14 protein-coding genes are annotated in these 19,577 nt (G+C 55.3%); 4 read left to right on the top strand and 10 right to left on the bottom strand.

The annotated features are described in order from the left end of the window. Positions 1 to 113 precede the first annotated feature (113 nt). Positions 114 to 983 (top strand): polyamine aminopropyltransferase, encoded by an 870-nt coding sequence (speE, locus tag UTO39_RS10720; protein ID WP_266179253.1) that lies wholly within the window; start codon positions 114 to 116, stop codon positions 981 to 983. Beyond that, on the top strand, positions 984 to 1,778 hold the full coding sequence (gene speD, locus UTO39_RS10715; protein WP_061099206.1) for an adenosylmethionine decarboxylase: 795 nt from the start codon (positions 984 to 986) through the stop codon (positions 1,776 to 1,778). Positions 1,779 to 1,801: 23 nt separating this feature from the next. Here the strand turns inward: speD and UTO39_RS10710 are convergent, their stop codons facing one another. The 6 genes from UTO39_RS10710 to acnB form a co-directional block, all read right to left on the bottom strand. Continuing rightward, positions 1,802 to 2,572: a DeoR/GlpR family DNA-binding transcription regulator gene (locus UTO39_RS10710; RefSeq protein ID WP_320727149.1), complete on the bottom strand. Its 771-nt coding sequence runs from the start codon at positions 2,570 to 2,572 to the stop codon at positions 1,802 to 1,804. Positions 2,573 to 2,581: 9 nt separating this feature from the next. After that, entirely contained in the window at positions 2,582 to 3,565 is a 984-nt protein-coding gene (locus UTO39_RS10705) for a D-threonate 4-phosphate dehydrogenase (protein ID WP_320727148.1), read from the bottom strand. Continuing rightward, positions 3,555 to 4,826 (bottom strand): D-threonate kinase, encoded by a 1,272-nt coding sequence (gene dtnK, locus UTO39_RS10700; RefSeq protein WP_320727147.1) that lies wholly within the window; start codon positions 4,824 to 4,826, stop codon positions 3,555 to 3,557. The genes UTO39_RS10705 and dtnK overlap by 11 nt, the downstream gene beginning before the upstream one ends. Beyond that, positions 4,823 to 5,776, bottom strand: a complete 954-nt coding sequence (locus UTO39_RS10695; protein ID WP_061099210.1) for a 2-keto-3-deoxygluconate permease 1 — start codon at positions 5,774 to 5,776, stop codon at positions 4,823 to 4,825. Before UTO39_RS10695 ends, dtnK begins: the two co-directional genes overlap by 4 nt. Before the next feature lie 179 nt (positions 5,777 to 5,955). Continuing rightward, entirely contained in the window at positions 5,956 to 6,318 is a 363-nt protein-coding gene (gene yacL, locus UTO39_RS10690) for a protein YacL (protein WP_061099211.1), read from the bottom strand. A 191-nt stretch (positions 6,319 to 6,509) separates the two neighbouring features. Continuing rightward, positions 6,510 to 9,107, bottom strand: coding sequence for a bifunctional aconitate hydratase 2/2-methylisocitrate dehydratase (acnB, locus tag UTO39_RS10685; RefSeq protein WP_320727146.1), 2,598 nt, complete (start codon positions 9,105 to 9,107; stop codon positions 6,510 to 6,512). Between the two features lie 892 nt (positions 9,108 to 9,999). Here acnB and UTO39_RS10680 point away from each other — a divergent pair. After that, a complete protein-coding gene (locus UTO39_RS10680) occupies positions 10,000 to 11,523 on the top strand; it encodes a DUF3300 domain-containing protein (protein WP_320727145.1) in 1,524 nt (507 codons plus the stop codon). A gap of 10 nt (positions 11,524 to 11,533) precedes the next feature. After that, positions 11,534 to 12,325 carry a DUF2950 family protein gene (locus UTO39_RS10675; protein WP_320727144.1) on the top strand — a complete coding sequence of 264 codons (792 nt, stop codon included), beginning with the start codon at positions 11,534 to 11,536 and terminating at the stop codon, positions 12,323 to 12,325. A gap of 52 nt (positions 12,326 to 12,377) precedes the next feature. Here the strand turns inward: UTO39_RS10675 and lpdA are convergent, their stop codons facing one another. The 4 genes from lpdA to pdhR all read right to left on the bottom strand — a co-directional run bounded on the left by lpdA (position 12,378) and on the right by pdhR (position 19,445). Continuing rightward, complete coding sequence (lpdA, locus tag UTO39_RS10670) at positions 12,378 to 13,802, bottom strand: dihydrolipoyl dehydrogenase (protein ID WP_023332094.1); 1,425 nt, start codon at positions 13,800 to 13,802, stop codon at positions 12,378 to 12,380. A gap of 175 nt (positions 13,803 to 13,977) precedes the next feature. Continuing rightward, positions 13,978 to 15,879 (bottom strand): pyruvate dehydrogenase complex dihydrolipoyllysine-residue acetyltransferase, encoded by a 1,902-nt coding sequence (gene aceF / locus UTO39_RS10665; RefSeq protein ID WP_061099214.1) that lies wholly within the window; start codon positions 15,877 to 15,879, stop codon positions 13,978 to 13,980. A gap of 14 nt (positions 15,880 to 15,893) precedes the next feature. Next, positions 15,894 to 18,557 (bottom strand): pyruvate dehydrogenase (acetyl-transferring), homodimeric type, encoded by a 2,664-nt coding sequence (gene aceE / locus UTO39_RS10660; RefSeq protein WP_061099215.1) that lies wholly within the window; start codon positions 18,555 to 18,557, stop codon positions 15,894 to 15,896. 123 nt (positions 18,558 to 18,680) lie between these two features. After that, positions 18,681 to 19,445 carry a pyruvate dehydrogenase complex transcriptional repressor PdhR gene (gene pdhR / locus UTO39_RS10655; protein WP_014882565.1) on the bottom strand — a complete coding sequence of 255 codons (765 nt, stop codon included), beginning with the start codon at positions 19,443 to 19,445 and terminating at the stop codon, positions 18,681 to 18,683. Between the last annotated feature and the right edge of the window lie 132 nt (positions 19,446 to 19,577).

Below are 19,577 nucleotides of genomic sequence, written 5' to 3'. Positions count from 1 at the left end.
CCTTCCCGACGCCCCTGTTCAACCTATAACCGTGCAACCACGGTTATAGTTAGCTATCATGTTTCGCTCATTTTTGTGAGCGTTACGGATGTTAACAAAGGAGGAGTCCGCGTATGGCCGACCACACGTTGTGGCATGAAACACTGCATGACCAGTTTGGTCAGTACTTTGCCGTTGATAACGTGCTCTATCATGAGAAAACGGATCACCAGGATCTCATCATCTTCGAAAACGCCGCCTTTGGCCGCGTGATGGCGCTGGACGGCGTAGTGCAAACGACCGAGCGCGACGAGTTTATCTATCATGAGATGATGACCCACGTTCCGCTGCTGGCCCATGGACACGCAAAGCATGTTCTGATTATCGGCGGCGGCGACGGCGCAATGCTGCGCGAGGTGTCCCGTCATCGGTCCATTGAAACCATCACCATGGTGGAGATCGATGCGGGCGTGGTCTCGTTCTGCCGTCAGTATCTGCCTAACCACAATGCCGGTAGCTATGACGATCCGCGCTTCAAGCTGGTCATTGACGACGGCGTTAACTTCGTTAACCAGACCGCGCAGACCTTCGACGTGATTATCTCTGACTGTACCGACCCCATCGGCCCCGGCGCGTCGCTGTTTACCTCCTCGTTCTACGAAGGCTGCAAGCGCTGCCTGAACCCCGGCGGTATCTTCGTCGCACAAAATGGCGTCTGCTTCCTGCAGCAGGATGAAGCCCTCGACAGCCATCGTAAGCTGAGCACCTATTTCGGCGACGTCAGCTTCTATCAGGCGGCCATTCCGACGTACTACGGCGGGATCATGACCTTTGCCTGGGCGACGGATAACGACGTGCTGCGCCATCTCTCTACAGAAATTATCCAGGCCCGCTTCCATCAGGCCGGCCTCACGTGTCGGTACTACAACCCGGCTATTCATACCGCAGCGTTTGCTCTGCCGCAGTACCTGCAAGACGCATTATCCACTAAGGGGGTGAGCTAATTGAAAAAGCTTAAACTACATGGCTTTAACAACCTGACTAAAAGCCTGAGTTTTTGTATTTACGATATCTGCTATGCCAAAACAGCGGAAGAACGCGATGGTTACATCGCCTATATCGATGAACTCTACAACGCCAACCGTCTGACCGAGATCCTCTCAGAAACCTGCTCGATCATCGGTGCCAATATTCTGAATATCGCCCGACAGGATTATGAACCTCAGGGTGCCAGCGTGACCATTCTGGTCAGCGAAGAGCCGGTCGACCCGCAGCTTATCGACAAAACTGAACACCCGGGACCGCTGCCGGAAGTGGTCGTCGCCCACCTGGACAAAAGCCATATCTGCGTTCACACCTACCCGGAAAGCCACCCGGAAGGCGGGCTGTGCACGTTCCGTGCGGATATTGAGGTGTCGACCTGCGGCGTAATTTCCCCGCTGAACGCGCTGAACTATTTAATCCACCAGCTGGAATCCGACATCGTCACGATTGATTATCGCGTGCGCGGTTTTACCCGTGATATCAACGGCATGAAGCACTTCATCGACCACGAGATCAACTCCATTCAGAACTTTATGTCCGAGGACATGAAATCGCTGTATGACATGATGGACGTGAACGTGTACCAGGAAAACATCTTCCATACCAAGATGATGCTTAAAGAGTTCGACCTTAAGCACTACATGTTCCACACCAGGCCGGAAGATTTAAGTGAAGAAGAGCGCAAGGTCATCACCGACCTGCTCTGGAAAGAGATGCGCGAAATCTACTACGGCCGCAACATTCCGGCCGTGTAACGACGTTTCGGATAGCGATATCGTTAAAGTTCAGGCTGTACTAACGTAAGGGCAACGGATTGCGCTTTTAGATCGGCCTGAACGGGCAGAGGCAAACTCACATCGGTAATAATATCAGTGAAGCGGCTCAGCGGAGCAACGTTGAACAGCGAGTGAGCGCCATATTTGCTGCTGTCCGCCAGTAAGATCTTGCGCTGAGCGTTAGCGATAATCTCCTGCTTCAGTCCTGCCTTTTCTTCCGTCGGGGTAGTCACGCCATTTTCCACGCTCCAGCTGTTACAGCTCATGAAGGCGATATCGGGATAGACGCTACGTAGCATCTTGCGCCCAAACTCGCCGATACAGGACTGGCTACTGTCATCAATTCGGCCGCCAACTATGGTGACTTCAATCTGACGGAACTCGGATAAAAACAGAGCGATATGCAGATCGACGGTGATCACCCTGAGCGGGAGATGAGTCAGGCATTTTGCCAGCTCCAGCATGGTCGTGCCGGCATCAAGCACCACAGCGTCGCCCGCCTGAACCATCGAGGCGGCAAAACGCGCAATCGCCCGCTTTTCCGCCGGCGATCGTAACTGCTTTTCATTGGTTGTAGGCTGAGCAGGTTCAAAGCGTTTCAGAGCAACACCGCCGTGGCTGCGGCTGATCACGCCCTGCTCATCCAGTTTGATCAGATCCCGTCGTATCGTTGCAGGTGATGCATCTACCGCATCCACCAGCTGTTCCACGGTCACCAGCGTATGATTTTTCAAATACGCCACAATCTTATCCAGACGGTGTTGCCCTTTCATAACAGGAAATTACGCCAGTTGCATTGCCAGTTTAATCGATACGGCCATGCTCTCAGATTTTGCTTTTCCCGTCCAGGCTATATCAAACGCGGTTCCATGATCGGCAGAAGTACGGATGAACGGCAGACCAGCCGTAATATTCACCCCATCATAGAAGCCAAGCAGTTTGAGCGGAATATGTCCTTGGTCGTGGTACATCGCCACGACCATGTCATATTGCCCCTCGTACGCCTGTAAAAATACGGTGTCCGGCGGACAGGGACCGTAAACATCGATTCCCTTCGCTTTCATGTTTTCGATAGCTGGCGATACAATGCGTATTTCTTCATCGCCAAACAGACCGTTTTCGCCCGCATGGGGATTTACGCCGGCTACGGCAATGCGCGGCTGGGCGAAGCCGACGCGTTTCAGGAAGCGATCCGCGATGCCGATGACCGTCTCAACGCGCTGACCATTCAGCGTATCGAGGAACTTGCGCAGCGCAATGTGGGTCGAGACATGGATGACCTTCAGCTTGTCGGTGTAGAGAACCATTGCGTAATCACGGCTTTCAGTCAGCGCCGCCAGCAGTTCGGTATGCCCCGGATAATTGTGTCCGGCCAGATGTAGCGCCTCTTTATTAAGCGGTGCGGTAGCGATGGCGTGTACGTCTCCTTTCATCGCCATTTCTGTCGCCCTCTTCACGCAGCGGTAGGCGAGATCGCCCGCCTGGGCCTGCACTTTACCCGGTTCAAGCGCGTCTGGCTGGGCAAGCGGTTCGTCGATGACGTGGATCACGCCTGGCGTATATCGCGCCTCCGCGACGTCGGCAATCGCGCGGAAGGTGACACCTTCCGCCAGCCCTTTGCCCTGCAGATGTCTCAGGGTCTGGAGACATCCCACCACCACAAGCGGGGCACCATTAAGCTCGTCGTCACAAAGCGCTTTGACAATAATTTCCGGACCGATGCCCGCCGGGTCGCCCATCGTAATCGCAATTGTTTTAGTTACCACTGTACATCTCCTCAATAAAATAAAGCGCATCACAAAGGGTGCTGTCTGAACCGAATCCGCCTGCTTTAGTGATAACCGGCAGATCGTCGATTTCACTGTTTACGAAAGTCCCACAGGGAATACAGGGCGCCACTTCACCTTGAATGCGATAGCCTTCTGCCCCAAGCGCGCTGGCAACCGCGGTGGCGATATCCCCTCCGGTCAGGAACAGTCCACCAATACGAGCCTGCTCAATAATGCGCAGCGTAATCATCCCCAGGCGTTCGCTAAGCATCCCGCCGAGCTGTTGGCGGCTTACTCCTGCCTGACTACACAGCTCGTCGATCGTCTGCCTATCGTCCGCGCTCCGGCTGGTACGTAAAATGGTGTGCTGCTGGCGACTCAGCAGCGCACAAGCCTGCTCCACTACCGCAGCCATCTCCTGCTCGGCCTGTGCCGAAACCAGCCGCGATGCATTGATATCCACGACGCTGGCGCGTGCCTGGCAGAGCGCTTTTTCAACCTGCCGGCGCGTGGCTTCGCTCATTGAGCCCGCCACTACCAGTACCGGAAGATCCTGCTTTTCCTGCATGAACATCCTGGCCGGTAGCGCATTCGCCAGCCCGGCAGCGCCGACCAATAGCGGCATCTCTTTTTGCTCACAAATAGCCTGCGCAATCAGCAGCAGATCGCGGTCTTCCACCGCATCCACCACCACCATGCATTCACCCTCGGCGGCAAAAGCCGTAAGCAGTGCGCTGAGTTGGCCCCGACGAACGTCTTCGAGAAACACTTCATGTACCGGAACATCGCTTTGCAACGCGATCAACGCCGCAATACGCGAGGAGATAATGGGGGTTTTCGGATCGCTGGCGAATTCGGTCTCCAGCAGTGGCGTACCATTAACCAGACACAATCCGTTGCGTGTGGTGCGTCCGGCTGCGGGGATAGCCGCCGCGATCACTGCCAGCGTCCGGTTTGCAGCCCGCATTGCCGCCATGACTTCAGCACCCACGTTGCCGCGAAAAGTGGAGTCGATTTTCTTATAAATCAACGGGAGTACATTTCCATCGCACCATTGCGATAACGCCTGCGCTACCGCTTTCCCGGCCTGTGCTGCTGGCATAGCGCGGCTTTCCGTGTTGATCACCAGCACATCAGCGCGACGCGACGGTTTTTGATCCGGCGTTAACATCACTTCCGTGCGTGCGCCCTTCTTTGCCAGTTGTACGCCGGTATCGTTAGAGCCAGTAAAGTCGTCGGCGATAACGAGCATCTTCATGCTTTTTTCTCCTCAGCAACCTGACGCGCTTGTTTCTTCGCAACCCACGAGGTCAGAACAGGCGTCAGGATCGCCGTTGTGATCACCGATGCAGCAATCAGCGGTGCAGCCGCGGCGGCTACCTCCGCCAGCGAGGGATCGGCCTGGGCAATTGCCAGTGGCGTGGCCACAGCGTTTCCGGCGGTACTGGACGCCGCAGCCCCCGCAATACCGGTTCCGCCCACCAGACGGTCGGCACGAATATTAAAGAAACCGCCGATAAAGGTGGTCAGCACGCCGAGCAGAATACCCGCCAGCCCGCCCTGCAGCAGCATTTCAAGGTTGATCCCCGCGCCCAAAGCAAAAGCGAAGAACGGGATCAGCAGCGGCCCCCCTTTGGTCAGAAAGTCGCGCATGTTGGGATCGAGGTTACCCAGAATCATCCCCACCACCAGCGGCACCAGCACCGCGACCAGCGCCATGATCGGAATGTTCGCCATCCCCGCAGCGCCCAGCGCAATCATCGTAAAGAACGGCCCGTCGTTCAGAGACAGGATGGAGATCGCTCCCACATCACGCTCGTTACCAAATTCACCAACCAGCGCGGCGTAAAGCCCGCCATTCGAGTTACTCATCGCAGCGATGATCGCCACGCCGCTTAAGCCAAAGATCCCTTCTGCACCGAAAAGCTGTTCCACTCCGAGGCCAATGGCAATGGCAACCAGGAGCTTGGTGAGCGTAATCGTACCGCCCTGTAACAGCGCCTGTGGCGCAGCCTTCACGCTAATTCCCGCCCCCATGCAGAGCAGGAAGGCACCAATCAGTGGCGCAGCGCCATGTTTAAATAGCGCGGTGGTAAACCCACCGATCTCAAGCGCTTGCGGGGCAAAAGTATTGATAATGGCGCCGATCACCAATGGCACGACCATCATGCCGCCGGGTACACGCTCTATAGCCTTCTTGATGTTCATGGTCTTCCCGCCTGTTGTTATGCTGTGATTAAATAAAATCATAAAGATTATATTCAATCAAATTAATTCCACAAACGCGCCAGATCACAGTTTTAAATGATTAATAAAAATCAAAGGAAGGATTCCAGGGTAAAAAAAAGCCGGACACAGACGTCCGGCCCTGAAATGATTAAATTCGCTCAGGATTGACCCACAAATTTTCGATAGGCTGTCACTACCTTAAGAAAGTCCTCCACGCCACACAGCGACAGGCTCTCTTCGTCGTAGTAGCTCATCCCCTCTTCCATCTCGTCACCTGAAAACTCAAGCTGGTTAGCGCGCACCATGACCTCTTCGCCATCCATCCACAGGGTGTATTCATGCCCGGCGCGTTGCCAGGAGCGTTCACTGCCTTTTACCGTCTTCGCCGCCTGTTCGACTTCATCCAGCAGCGCGAGGTTCTCTTTCACCTCTTCGTTAAACCAGTGTCCAACGGCTTCGTGCCCCATCGACATACGCACTTTCACCACGCCGGTGATGTCGCGCAGAAATTCGTAATCCATAGCGTTTTCCTCTGCAAAGCCATTAGGGTAATTATCGCAGCAGAGAGGAAGAAAAAAAGCGGGAGAGGTGGGAGGAATGAAAATAAAAAGGTGAGAGCAAGACCCTGCGGCCTGACGCCCTCACCCCGTCCCTCTCCCACGGGGAGAGTGTGCAAACACTAAAAACCGTCTCGTAGAGACGGTTTTGCTGTTTATACTGCCGTCTGGAAGATAACCCCGTCGGCCTTCTCGGTGTACTGAGAGAGCTGGTCGAAGTTCAGATAGCGATAGGTATCCACCGCCGTCTTATCCACCTGAGCCACGAAGGTCTGGTACTCTTCCGGCGTTGGCAGTTTGCCAATCAGCGCCGCAACCGCCGCCAGCTCCGCAGAAGCCAGGTAGACGTTCGCACCGGTACCTAAACGGTTCGGGAAGTTACGGGTAGAGGTGGAGACCACCGTCGCACCGTCGGCCACGCGCGCCTGGTTACCCATACACAGGGAACAGCCAGGGATTTCGATACGCGCACCGCTCTTACCAAACACGCTGTAGTAGCCCTCTTCGGTCAGCTGCGCCGCATCCATACGGGTTGGCGGCGCCACCCACAGGCGGGTCGGCAGCTGGCCTTTGTGGGTATCCAGCAGCTTACCGGCAGCACGGAAGTGGCCGATGTTGGTCATGCAGGAGCCGATGAACACTTCGTCGATCTTATCGCCCTGCACGTCAGAGAGTAGACGCGCATCGTCCGGATCGTTCGGCGCACACAGGATTGGCTCTTTGATATCAGCCAGATCGATGTCGATCACCGCCGCGTACTCTGCGTCTGCGTCAGCTTCCAGCAGCTGCGGATCCGCCAGCCATTTCTCCATACCCTGAATACGACGCTCCAGCGTACGACGGTCGCCGTAGCCTTCCGCAATCATCCACTTCAGCAGCACGATGTTGGAGGTCAGATACTCAATAATCGGCTCTTTGTTCAGCTTGATGGTACAGCCCGCAGCAGAACGCTCGGCAGAGGCATCGGTCAGCTCGAACGCCTGCTCCACTTTCAGATCCGGCAGACCTTCAATTTCCAGAATGCGGCCAGAGAAGATGTTTTTCTTCCCTTTCTTCTCAACGGTCAGCAGGCCCTGTTTAATCGCATACAGCGGGATCGCGTGAACCAGGTCGCGCAGGGTGATGCCCGGCTGCATTTTGCCTTTGAAGCGCACCAGCACCGATTCCGGCATGTCCAGCGGCATCACGCCGGTCGCAGCAGCAAACGCCACCAGACCGGAGCCCGCCGGGAAGGAGATACCGATTGGGAAACGGGTGTGGGAGTCACCGCCGGTACCCACGGTATCCGGCAGCAGCATGCGGTTAAGCCAGGAGTGGATAACGCCGTCGCCCGGACGCAGGGATACACCGCCGCGGTTCATGATGAAGTCTGGCAGCGTGTGGTGCGTGGTCACGTCAACCGGCTTCGGATACGCCGCCGTGTGACAGAAGGACTGCATCACAAGGTCAGAAGAGAAGCCCAGGCACGCCAGGTCTTTCAGTTCGTCACGGGTCATTGGTCCGGTGGTGTCCTGAGACCCCACGGAGGTCATCTTCGGCTCGCAGTACGCGCCGGGACGGATACCGGCTACGCCGCATGCGCGGCCAACCATTTTCTGTGCCAGCGAGAAGCCGCGGCTGCTTTCCGCAACGTCTTTCGCATGACGAAAAACGTCGGAGTGCGGCAGACCCAGCGCTTCACGCGCTTTGGTAGTCAGGCCACGGCCGATGATCAGCGGGATACGGCCACCGGCACGCACTTCGTCGATCAGCACGTCGGTTTTCAGCTCGAAGCTTGCCAGCAGCTCGTTGGTTTCGTGGTTGCGCACTTCGCCTTTATACGGGTAGACGTCAATCACGTCGCCCATGTTCAGATTGCTCACATCCACTTCAATTGGCAGCGCGCCCGCATCTTCCATGGTGTTGAAGAAGATTGGCGCAATTTTACCGCCGAGGCACAGGCCGCCGCCGCGCTTGTTCGGCACGTGCGGAATGTCGTCGCCCATGAACCACAGCACAGAGTTGGTCGCGGACTTACGGGAAGAGCCGGTACCAACAACGTCACCCACATAGGCCAACGGGAAACCTTTCTTCTGAAGCGCTTCGATCTGTTTGATCGGGCCAACAACGCCCGGCTGATCCGGCTCAATACCTTCACGGGCGTTTTTCAGCATCGCCAGGGCGTGCAGAGGAATATCAGGGCGAGACCACGCGTCCGGCGCCGGAGAGAGGTCATCGGTGTTGGTCTCACCGGTCACTTTAAAGACGGTCACGGTGATTTTTTCCGCCAGCGCTGGGCGGTTCAGGAACCATTCGGCATCAGCCCAGGACTGCATCACCTGCTTCGCATAGACGTTGCCCGCTTTGGCTTTTTCTTCGACATCGTAGAAGTTATCGAACATCAGCAGCGTGGAAGAGAGCGCTTTAGCGGCAATCGGTGCCAGCTTGTCGTTATCCAGCGCGTCAATCAGCGGATGAATGTTGTAACCACCCTGCATGGTGCCGAGCAGTTCAATGGCTTTTTCAGGAGTAACCAGTGGGGAGGTGGCTTCGCCTTTGGCGATAGCAGCAAGGAATCCGGCTTTTACGTAGGCAGCTTCATCTACGCCAGGCGGTACGCGGTTGATCAGCAGATCTAACAGGAATTCTTCTTCGCCCTTAGGCGGGTTCTTCAGCAGCTCGACGAGCGCGGCCATTTGGGTTGCATCTAAAGGTTTGGGTACAATTCCCTCGGCGGCACGTTCTGCTACGTGCTTACGGTATTCTTCTAGCACGACGGTTCTCCTCGCTCTCATTGTCATATGCGGCGGGCGTTCTCTTCACGCTCCTGTGAGACAGCAGTTTGTAGGGTAAATGCCCGATACCGCGTCGGGCAGCATAGCAGGATTTCTGCACAGTGTTAATCTGTTTACAAAAAAGCAACATTAAAAAATTTGCTGAATCGTTAAGCTGGTGTAGCGGAGAAACGAGACGAATTTTGGGGACAAAAAAACCGCCTGGTAGCGGTTTATTTGTTGCCTTGCGGTGGTAGCACACCGGGTTGGCAGATTTGCGGCAATGCACTCGGCATGAATAATGCTCCTGTGTATGCAGATCCGCAAGCACATATTTTATGTTTACGAGCTGCCATCCAGTTTCGAATGAAAAAGGATGAAACTGCATTTCACCTATTTTCAGTCCATTTCGGCTGTAATACTGTTGCTCCCGGCCTGCTTCGCTGGTGTAGCAACCAGTCACCGGGCCCGGAAGCAGTTCCGTTACCTACGCGGCAATGTACTCATTTGCCTGGTTCTGCCTTTCCCGGTGGAGAATGAACCCGCGTAGCCTGTACAGGAACGCATGCAATGGAGATGCGAATCACTGCGCTGATCGTTGCGATCGGTTTACTGCTAACCGCACTGCACGGTGGCTGGAACATATCCGACATCACGGTGCTGTTTGTCGTCAACCTCGGCAACTAGCTGCTGGCCGCTCGTAAGAGCGGCCTTCTGAATTCCCTGCGGTTTTTCCCGCATCGCATATAATTGCGTAATAAATACTCACACTCTTTATCCGGACGTATTGAACGCTTCCCAATAAAAGTCAAAAAAGTAAAAGGCGGGTGAATAATACTCACGCCAACCGTAACGCCTCACGGCACAGCGCTTGTCTCGTTGGAGTCATTTTATGAAGTTGCCCTTTAAGCCACATCTGCTCGTCCTTATGTGCAGTGCCGGGCTGTTTGCCGCCTCAGGCGTCATGTTTGTCCAAAGCCGCGCAACGGAGCCCGCTTCGCCGGCGCCCGTTACACAACAGCCAGCTGCACCGGCGCCTGCTGCAGCCCAGCCCGCCCCTGTTGTCGCGCCAACCTACACTGCCGCGCAAATCGATCAGTGGGTTGCCCCTGTAGCACTTTATCCAGATGCCCTCCTGTCGCAGATTTTAATGGCGTCAACCTACCCGTCTAACGTTATCCAGGCGGCGCAGTGGTCAAAGGACAACCCTAAAATGCAGGGTGATGCCGCCATTCAGGCGGTAGCCAATCAGCCGTGGGACCCCAGCGTGAAATCGCTGGTCGCATTTCCTCAGCTGATGTCGCTGATGGGTGAAAACCCGCCGTGGGTACAAAACCTGGGGGATGCATTCCTCGCGCAGCCGAAAGACGTGATGGATTCGGTACAACGGTTGCGCCTGCTGGCGCAACAGGCGGGTGCACTGCAATCCACGCCGCAGCAGACGGTTACCACCGTCACGAAGCCCGCACCGGCAAAAACAACATCAACAACGGTAACGGAAGCAACCAGCAATCCGACGGTCATTAAAATTGAATCTGCCGATCCGCAGGTGGTTTACGTTCCCACCTATAACCCGAATACGGTTTACGGTACCTGGCCCAACACCACTTACCCGCCGGTGTATCTCCCGCCCTCCCCCGGCGAGCAGTTCACCGACAGCCTGGTCAAAGGCTTAGGTTTCAGCCTCGGGGTCGCAACCACCTACGCCATTTTCAGCAATATCGACTGGGATGATGACGATGACTGGGATCATCACCATGACGACTGGGATAATCACGGCGGCTACAACCACAACGGTGATAACAACATCAATATTAACGTTGATAACTTCAACAGAATCAGCGGACAGCATCTCACCGATATCGATCGCACATGGCAGCACAACCCGGCCTACCGTGAGGGCGTCCCCTACCCGAATAACCAGCTGGCTAACCGTTTCCACTCCACAAATACAGCCACCGGGCTAAGCGCAACGCAGCAAAAGCCGGTTAATCGCGACAGCCAGCGCCAGGCCGCGCTCAGTCAGATGGAAAAATCAACGGGGAAAACCTTCCCGCACGCGGGCACGCGAGATGCTCAGCGTCTGGCCTCGACGCAGCAGTTAAAGCAGATTTCGCAGCGCAATAACTATCGTGGGTATGACACCAGGCCGCAGACCGTAAAACGCGCGAGTGCACCGCAGCGTGAAAATCACCAGACTGCGGCGCACAGACAGGAGAAGCGGGCTTCACAGACGGTACAACAGCCAGCCAGGCTGCATCGCGCCAATGCGCTGAGCGGCAACGACAGCCGCTCCGGTAACTGGCAAGCCCAGCAGCAGCGCGGTGCGCAAAGCCGGCAGCTCGCTGCTCGTCAACATCAGCCGCGCCAGCTCTCTGGCGAACGCGCTGAACACCGTGAATTCCGTCATCGTTAAGGGAGCCGACATGAAACGTAACTTACTCAGTGGAATAGTATTGTTCATGGTCTCGGCGGCCGCTATGGCGCAGCAATCCTTCAGCTCGCCAGACCAGGCAACCAACGCGCTGGCAAGCGCCATCAGCGAGCAAAACGAAAGCGCCATGAACAATCTGCTCGGCGAAAACTGGCGCGATTTTCTGCCGCCTGAAGGCGTTGATCCTGATGCGGTCGATCGCTTTCTGCGTGACTGGAAAGTCCGTCATAATACCGTTGTCGAAGGGGATACGGCGCATCTTGTGGTCGGCGACAGCGGCTGGCAGCTTCCCATCCCGGTGGTCAAAACCGCCTCCGGCTGGCAGTTTGACATCAAAGAAGGCGCCGAGGAGATCCTGACCCGCGAAATTGGGCGCAACGAGCTCGCCGCCATTGAAGCCCTGCATGCCTACGTGGATGCGCAGCAAAGCTATTTTGCGATGAACCAGAAATACGCGCAAAAGATTGTCAGCTCTGAAGGGAAGAAGGACGGTCTGTACTGGCCCGTTTCGCCTGGCGAAGCGCCAAGCCCGCTTGGTCCGGCGTTCAGTCCGAAAGAGCCGGGTGCGGGTTACCATGGTTATCGCTTCCGCATCCTCCCGGATAATAACGGTTTCGCGATGGTGGCCTGGCCGGTCAGCTATGGTCAGACCGGCGTAATGAGCTTTGTGATAAACCAGGACGACAAGGTGTATCAGTCCGATCTCGGCAGCGATTCAGCGCAGAAAGCGCAGGCTCTTACTGCATACCACCCGGATAAAACCTGGCAGCTCGTTACCCCCTGAACGCAGCGCATAAAAAAAGCGGCCTCTGGCCGCTTTTTTCATCTGAAGAAACTTATTTCTTCTTCGCTTTCGCGTTTGGCAGGTCGGTGATGCTACCTTCAAACACTTCAGCCGCCAGGCCCACGGACTCGTGCAGAGTTGGGTGAGCGTGGATGGTCAGCGCGATGTCTTCCGCGTCGCAGCCCATTTCGATAGCCAGACCGATTTCACCCAGCAGCTCGCCGCCGTTGGTACCGACAATGGCACCACCGATAACGCGGTGAGTTTCTTTGTCGAAGATCAGTTTGGTCATACCATCTGCGCAGTCAGACGCGATAGCACGGCCAGAAGCAGCCCACGGGAAGGTGGCAGTTTCGTAGCTGATGCCTTTCTCTTTCGCTTCTTTCTCGGTCAGACCGACCCATGCAACTTCTGGCTCGGTGTACGCGATAGATGGGATCACTTTCGGATCGAAGTAGTGTTTCATGCCGGCGATAACTTCAGCGGCAACGTGACCTTCGTGAACACCTTTGTGCGCCAGCATTGGCTGACCGACGATATCGCCGATAGCAAAGATGTGCGGCACGTTAGTGCGCAGCTGCTTGTCAACGCGAATAAAGCCACGGTCGTCCACTTCCACGCCAGCTTTGCCCGCGTCGAGGTTTTTACCGTTCGGCACGCGGCCGATAGCCACCAGCACGGCGTCGTAACGCTGCGGTTCGGATGGCGCTTTTTTGCCTTCCATGGAAACGTAAATACCGTCTTCTTTCGCTTCAACGGCAGTCACTTTGGTTTCCAGCATCAGGTTGAATTTCTTGCTGATGCGCTTGGTGAAGACTTTAACGATGTCTTTGTCGGCAGCCGGGATAACCTGGTCGAACATTTCAACCACGTCAATGTCTGAACCCAGCGCATGGTACACGGTACCCATTTCCAGACCGATGATACCGCCGCCCATAACCAGCAGACGCTTAGGAACGGTTTTCAGCTCCAGGGCATCGGTGGAATCCCACACGCGTGGATCTTCATGTGGAATGAATGGCAGTTCGATTGGGCGAGAGCCTGCCGCGATGATCGCGTTGTCGAAGTTGATCACGGTTTTGCCGTTTTCGCCTTCCACTTCCAGGGTGTTCGCACCGGTGAATTTACCCAGACCGTTTACCACTTTCACTTTACGGCCTTTGGCCATACCCGCCAGACCGCCGGTCAGCTGAGTGATAACTTTCTCTTTCCAGGTACGAATCTTGTCGATATCGGTTTTCGGCTCGCCGAAGACGATACCGTGTTCAGCCAGCGCTTTGGCTTCTTCGATAACTTTCGCTACGTGCAGCAGCGCTTTAGAAGGGATACAGCCGACGTTCAGACAAACACCGCCGAGGGTGCTGTAACGTTCTACGATGACGGTTTCCAGACCTAAATCCGCTGCGCGGAATGCTGCGGAGTAACCTGCTGGGCCTGCCCCAAGTACTACGACCTGAGTTTTGATTTCTGTGCTCATCATGACCTCTTAATTTATACCCGTCGTCCACCGGGTCGTTCTATCCGCCCGTATTTTACAAAATTGTTAACAATTTTGAAACAACAAACGGCTCACGAATTATCGCTTTCACCCATAACCTCATAAACCCCATGAGGTTATCAGAAAAAAGCCGGCCGAGCGGCCGGCTTTTCGGTTACATCACCAGGCGGCGAATGTCGCTCAGGGTGTTGTTGATGATGGTGATGAAACGCGCACCATCAGCACCGTCGATCACGCGGTGGTCGAAGGACAGAGAGATTGGCATCATCAGACGCGGCACGAACTCTTTGCCATTCCACACCGGCTCCATCGCGGACTTGGACACACCGAGGATAGCCACTTCCGGCGCGTTAACAATCGGCGCGAAGTGGGTGGTACCCAGGCCGCCGATGCTGGAGATAGTGAAGCAGCCGCCCTGCATTTCGCCGGCAGTCAGCTTACCATCACGCGCTTTTTTGGAGATGGTGGTCAGTTCACGGGACAGCTCGGTAATGCTCTTCTTGTTCACGTCTTTGAAGACCGGAACAACCAGACCATTTGGCGTATCTACCGCAACACCGATGTTGATGTATTTCTTCAGCGTCAGCTTCTGGCCGTCTTCGGACAGGGAGCTGTTGAAGCGTGGCATCTGCTCAAGGGCAGCGGCAACGGCTTTCATGATGAAGACCACTGGGGTGAACTTCACGTCCAGCTTACGCTTCTCAGCTTCGGCGTTCTGCTGTTTACGGAACGCTTCCAGGTCGGTGATATCGGTTTTGTCGAAGTGCGTAACGTGCGGGATCATCACCCAGTTACGGCTCAGGTTCGCACCAGAGATTTTCTGGATACGGCCCAGCTCCACTTCTTCGATTTCGCCGAACTTGCTGAAGTCCACTTTCGGCCATGGCAGCATGCCCGGGATACCGCCGCCAGCGGCTGCAGCTGGTGCAGCTTCGGCACGTTTCACCGCGTCTTTCACGTAGGTCTGAACGTCTTCGCGCAGGATACGACCCTTACGGCCCGTGCCTTTCACTTTCGCCAGGTTCACACCGAACTCGCGCGCCAGGCGACGAATCAGCGGGGTGGCGTGGACGTAAGCGTCGTTTTCAGCGAACTCAGATTTGCCTTCCGCTTTCGCAGCAGGGGCAGCCGCTGGTTTAGCAGCCTGAGCCGGTGCAGCAGCCGGTGCTGGAGCAGCCGCGGCAGCCGGAGCTGCGGCAGGCGCAGCGCCTTCCACTTCGAAGACCATGATCAGAGATCCGGTAGAGACTTTGTCGCCGGTGCTGATTTTGATCTCTTTAACGGTACCGGCGAACGGCGCTGGCACTTCCATAGAAGCTTTGTCGCCTTCAACGGTGATCAGTGACTGTTCAGCGGCAACTTTGTCGCCCACTTTCACCATCACTTCGGTCACTTCAACTTCGTCACCGCCGATGTCCGGAACGTTAACGTCTTTCGCGCCGCCAGCAGCTGCTGGTGCAGCAGCCGGAGCCGGAGCAGCGGCCTGTGCAGGCGCGGCAGCTGGGGCAGCACCCGCCACTTCGAAGATCATGATAAGCGACCCGGTAGACACTTTGTCACCGGTGTTGATCTTGATCTCTTTAACGGTACCGGCGAACGGCGCTGGCACTTCCATAGAGGCTTTATCGCCTTCTACGGTGATCAGAGACTGCTCGGCCGCAACGGTGTCGCCTACTTTCACCAGGATTTCGGTCACTTCAACTTCGTCACCGCCGATGTCAGGCACGTTGACTTCTTTCGCGCTCGCGGCAGCTGCTGGAGCAGCGGCGGCCGGAGCGGCTTCTTTCTTCTCTTCCTGCGCAGGTGCAGCAGCTGCTGCACCGTCGGCGGAATCGAAAATCATGATCAGTTTGCCGGTCTCGGTTTTATCGCCAACAGAGACTTTGATCTCTTTAACGATGCCAGCCTGAGGAGACGGGACTTCCATAGAGGCTTTGTCGCCTTCTACGGTGATCAGCGACTGTTCAGCTTCAACTTTGTCGCCTACTTTGACCAGGATCTCGGTGATTTCAACTTCATCAGCCCCGATGTCCGGTACATTGATTTCGATAGCCATTATTCTTTTACCTCTTACGCCAGACGCGGGTTAACTTTTTCTGCATCGATGTTGAATTTGGTAATTGCGTCCGCAACCACTTTCTTATCGATTTCGCCACGTTTAGCCAGTTCGCCCAGTGCTGCTACAACCACGTAAGAAGCATCAACTTCGAAGTGGTGACGCAGGTTTTCGCGGCTGTCAGAACGACCGAAGCCGTCAGTACCCAGTACGCGATAATCATCAGCCGGAACGTAAGTACGAACCTGCTCAGCGAACAGTTTCATATAGTCAGTAGACGCCACCGCTGGCGCGTCGTTCATCACCTGAGCGATGTACGGAACGCGTGGGGTTTCCATTGGGTGCAGCATGTTCCAGCGCTCACAATCCTGGCCATCACGCGCCAGTTCAGTGAAGGAGGTCACAGAGTACACGTCGGAACCCACACCGTAGTCTTTCGCCAGGATCTGCGCTGCTTCACGCACGTGACGCAGGATAGAACCGGAGCCCAGCAGCTGAACTTTACCTTTGCTACCTTCGAGGGTTTCGAGTTTGTAGATACCTTTACGGATACCTTCCTCGGCACCTTCCGGCATTGCCGGCATGTGGTAGTTTTCGTTCAGGGTGGTGATGTAGTAGTAAATGTTCTCTTGCGCTTCACCGTACATGCGCTGCAGACCGTCATGCATGATGACCGCCACTTCGTACGCGTAAGACGGGTCGTAAGAGATACAGTTAGGGATAGTCAGAGACTGAATGTGGCTGTGGCCATCTTCGTGCTGCAGACCTTCACCGTTCAGAGTCGTACGACCAGAAGTACCACCGATCAGGAAGCCGCGAGCCTGCTGGTCGCCTGCCTGCCAGCACAGGTCACCGATACGCTGGAACCCGAACATGGAGTAGTAAATGTAGAACGGGATCATCGGCAGGTTGTTGGTGCTGTAAGAGGTCGCAGCAGCCAGCCAGGATGCGCCTGCGCCCAGCTCGTTGATACCTTCCTGCAGAATCTGACCTTTCTCGTCTTCTTTGTAGTATGCAACCTGCTCACGGTCCTGCGGGGTGTACTGCTGGCCGTTCGGGCTGTAGATACCGATCTGACGGAACAGACCTTCCATACCGAAAGTACGCGCTTCGTCGGCAATGATTGGAACCAGACGATCTTTGATCGACTTGTTCTTCAGCATCACGTTCAGGGCACGAACGAAAGCGATGGTGGTAGAGATCTCTTTGTTCTGCTCTTCCAGCAGCTGAGAGAAGTCTTCCAGCGCTGGCAGTTCCAGCTTCTCGGTGAAGTTAGGCTGACGAGCAGGCAGGTAGCCTTTCAGCGCCTGACGACGTTCGTGCAGGTACTTGTGCTCTTCAGAACCTTCCGGGAAGGTGATGTAAGACAGGTTTTCTACCTGCTCATCGGTCACTGGAACGTTGAAACGGTCGCGGATGTAACGCACGCCGTCCATGTTCATTTTCTTAACCTGGTGAGCGATGTTTTTACCTTCTGCGGTATCACCCATGCCGTAACCTTTGATGGTGTGGGCCAGGATTACAGTCGCTTTACCTTTGGTTTCCTGCGCTTTTTTCAGTGCAGCGTAGACTTTCTTCGGATCGTGACCACCGCGGTTCAGGGCCCAGATCTGCTCATCAGTCCAGTCTGCAACCAGCGCGGCGGTTTCAGGATATTTGCCGAAGAAGTGCTCACGCACGTAGGCACCGTCTTTGGATTTGAAGGTCTGGTAGTCGCCGTCAACGGTTTCGTTCATCAGCTGGATCAGTTTACCGCTGGTATCTTTACGCAGCAGCTCATCCCAACGACCGCCCCACATCACTTTGATTACGTTCCAGCCAGCACCCGCGAAGATGCCTTCCAGTTCGTTGATGATCTTGCCGTTACCGGTTACCGGACCATCCAGACGCTGCAGGTTACAGTTGATGATGAAGCACAGGTTGTCCAGCTTCTCACGGGTCGCGATGGTGATCGCACCTTTAGATTCTGGCTCATCCATTTCGCCGTCGCCCAGGAAGGCGTAAACGGTCTGCTCAGAGGTGTCTTTCAGACCACGGTGTTCCAGGTACTTCAGGAATTTAGCCTGATAGATCGCACCGATTGGACCCAGACCCATAGATACGGTCGGGAACTGCCAGAATTCAGGCATCAGTTTAGGGTGCGGATAAGAAGACAGACCTTTACCGTGAACTTCCTGACGGAAGTTGTTCATCTGCTCTTCAGTCAGACGACCTTCCAGGAATGCACGTGCATAGATGCCCGGAGAGATGTGGCCCTGGAAGTACACCAGATCGCCGCCGTCTTTCTCGTTCGCTGCACGGAAGAAGTGGTTGAAGCACACTTCGTAAACGGTTGCAGAAGACTGGAAGGACGCCATGTGGCCACCCAGCTCCAGGTCTTTCTTGGACGCGCGCAGAACGGTCATGATGGCGTTCCAGCGGATTGCAGAACGGATACGACGTTCCAGATCCAGATTGCCCGGGTATTCCGGTTCGTCTTCAACGGCAATCGTGTTTACGTAGTTGCTAGCCCCTGCACCTGAAGCAACCTTCACGCCGCCTTTGCGGGCTTCAGAAAGCAGCTGATCAATCAGATACTGAGCGCGCTCAACACCTTCTTCACGGATGACCGATTCGATCGCCTGTAGCCAGTCGCGAGTTTCGATCGGATCCACGTCATTTTGGAGACGTTCTGACATGGGGGTATTCCTTATCTATCTAATACGTTGATTTGTCTGGAACCTGTCCCATTGTGCTCTTGGGCAAGAACACAATAAGACAGGTTCTGCGTTTAGTTGCCGCGCTCTAAAAGTACCTGGCGCTTAATCCTTTCGTTGCTGTATGCGGCGTAATGAACGTTCGCGACGCGATTGTTCACGGCTGCGGTCCAGCAAGATTTCCTCAATGAAAGCCAGGTGACGGTGCGACGCTTCGCGCGCCTGCTCCGGCTCCCCGGCCATTATCGCCTCGAATATTCGGGTGCGATGGTTGCTTACCAGTGGGAGCATCTCCCGACGGGCATACAACAATTCAAAATTCTGACGAACGTTCTGGGCCAGCATCGGCTCCATGCAGCGTAGCAGATGGAGGAGCACCACGTTGTGTGCTGCTTCGGTGACGGCGATTTGATACTGGACGACGGCGCTGGACTCGGCGTCTAAATCGCCGGACTGCTGTGCCCGTTCAATGGCCTGATGCAGTTCGCGGATACGCACACGATCTTCATCAGTGCTGCGAAGGGCGGCGTAATAGGCCGCAATACCTTCAAGCGCGTGACGGGTCTCAAGCAGGTCAAACTGGGATTCTGGGTGGTCAGAGAGAAGTTCTACCAGCGGATCGCTGAAGCTCTGCCACAGGCTGTTTTGCACAAAGGTTCCGCCGCCCTGGCGACGAAGCAGCAAGCCCTTTGCTTCGAGGCGTTGAATCGCCTCACGCAGAGAGGGACGTGAAACGTCGAACTGTTTTGCCAGCTCGCGTTCTGGCGGAAGTTTCTCACCCGGGCGCAGAGTCCCTTCGAGGATTAAAAACTCCAGCTGCTGCTCAATCACATCAGATAGTTTTGGTTGGCGAATTTTGCTGTAGGCCATATTCCCTGTCTTACGCCTTTTTGCCCGGAGTCAATTGGTCTTACCAATTTCTAGTTCGTATCGCTAAAGTAACAAAGTATTCACCTTCTGTCCATATTGGTTTTGATTGAAATCAGTAAACCCTGCACATTT

This window comes from Enterobacter sp. 118C5 (assembly GCF_034107645.1).
GTDB lineage: Bacteria > Pseudomonadota > Gammaproteobacteria > Enterobacterales > Enterobacteriaceae > Enterobacter > Enterobacter nematophilus.
Note: the sequence above shows the minus strand (reverse complement) of the source record. Positions and strands in the feature narration are given on the sequence as shown.